At 44.8% G+C, this 1622-nt stretch carries 2 protein-coding genes; both read left to right on the top strand.

Annotated elements, in window-relative coordinates:
• The coding region (locus WBA23_RS09455) for an NAD(P)/FAD-dependent oxidoreductase (RefSeq protein WP_424582032.1) at nt 1-1117 on the top strand (1117 nt) is incomplete at its 5' end.
• 150 nt (nt 1118-1267) lie between these two features.
• On the top strand, nt 1268-1622 hold a 355-nt coding region (locus tag WBA23_RS09450; protein ID WP_424582031.1), incomplete at its 3' end, for a DUF4038 domain-containing protein.

Genomic DNA, 1622 nt, shown 5'->3' with positions numbered 1-1622 from the left:
TTTGAAAGACCTGATCATTATCGGAGGTGGCCTCGCCGGGCTGATTAATGCTATTCGCTTAAGTGAAGCGGGACTGGATGTTCTACTGCTGGAAAAAAAAACGTATCCATTTCATCGAGTCTGCGGTGAGTATATCTCCAACGAAGTAGTTCCCTTTTTAGAATCGATCAACGCTTTCCCTTACGAATTAGAGCCTTCGTCTATTCGTGAATTTACCCTTACCGCCTGCTCTGGCACTTCAGCTAGTATGCCTCTTGATTTAGGCGGTTTTGGAGTGAGCCGCTACGCGCTGGATCAGTTTCTGTATCGGCGCGCCCAGCGAGCCGGAGCGGAAATCCGGCAGCAGACGGCAGTTCAATCAGTAGCGTTTACAGAAGACTATTTTCAAGTTACGTTGCCACAGAATGAAGTAGTAGAAGCCAAATTAGTGATTGGCGCGTACGGTAAACGCGCCCGATTAGATAAACAGTTAGACCGGCCGTTCATTCAACAACACTCGCCTTATATTGGAGTAAAGTACCACGTGAAAGTAGACTTTCCTGATGATGTTATCGCTCTACATAACTTTCCAGGGGGCTACTGCGGAATTTCCCGGGTAGAAGATGGTCGTTATAATGTTTGCTATTTGGGCACTCGAGCGCAACTACGAAAGCACGGCTCTATTGAAGCGATGGAAGCTAAAGTACTGCATCAGAATCCGTTCCTCCGGAATTTGTGGCGTAATGCTGAATTTCTACTCGCCCAACCGGAAGTGATTAACGAGATTTCTTTCGCCCCTAAGCAGCCAGTGGTTGACCATATTTTAATGTCAGGCGATACGGCCGGATTAATCACTCCGCTTTGCGGTAACGGTATGGCGATGGCGATTCACTCGGCTAAAATTCTTTCTGATTTAATTCTTCAGCACTACTCTCCTACCAGTTTTAACCGCACTGCGCTAGAAACTGAATACACTACTACCTGGAAAAAACAGTTCGCCGCCCGACTTTGGGTAGGTCGCAATACGCAAAAGTTGTTTGGTACTAAAATTAGCTCAGAAATTGGTGTACAATTAGTGAAACGTTGGCGTTCTGCTGCCCGCAGCATCATGCAGTATAGTCACGGCGAACCCTTTTGATACCAATCCTTTCTTACGCCCTAAAGGTATGGCACAATCAAGTTGTCTAAAATTTATTCAGATAATCCGATACGAAGGGTTATCCAAATCGTTGTAAGTAGATTACAGTGACAATGATCTTTTCCAAAGCAACCTACTTAGCTACCAAAGATGTCTGACCGAAAACTCATTTTACTTAGATACCTTTCTTTTCTGACTCTTTTGTTGGTTTCTGCTTCTGCAGTAGCCCAAATGCAAAAACTAAGAATTGGAGATAACCATCGGTTCTTAGTGAAAGAAGACGGTAGTCCGTTTGTCTGGATCGGAGAGACGAATTGGTTCTTCGCTAAACTTCCTCCGGCAACCATTGATAGCATTTTGAATAAGCGTAATGCTCAGGGTTTTACTATGATGATGGTCAGTTGCCGGGAAAAGCTATACAACGGAGAAGGTACCGGCAGTATTGACAATCCTAACGAAGAATGGTGGACGTACCTAGATGAATATGTTGCTAAATGTGCTCAGC

Origin of the sequence: Tunicatimonas sp., assembly GCF_049647865.1 — a bacterium.
Lineage (GTDB): Bacteria > Bacteroidota > Bacteroidia > Cytophagales > Cyclobacteriaceae > Tunicatimonas.
Note: the sequence above shows the minus strand (reverse complement) of the source record. Positions and strands in the feature narration are given on the sequence as shown.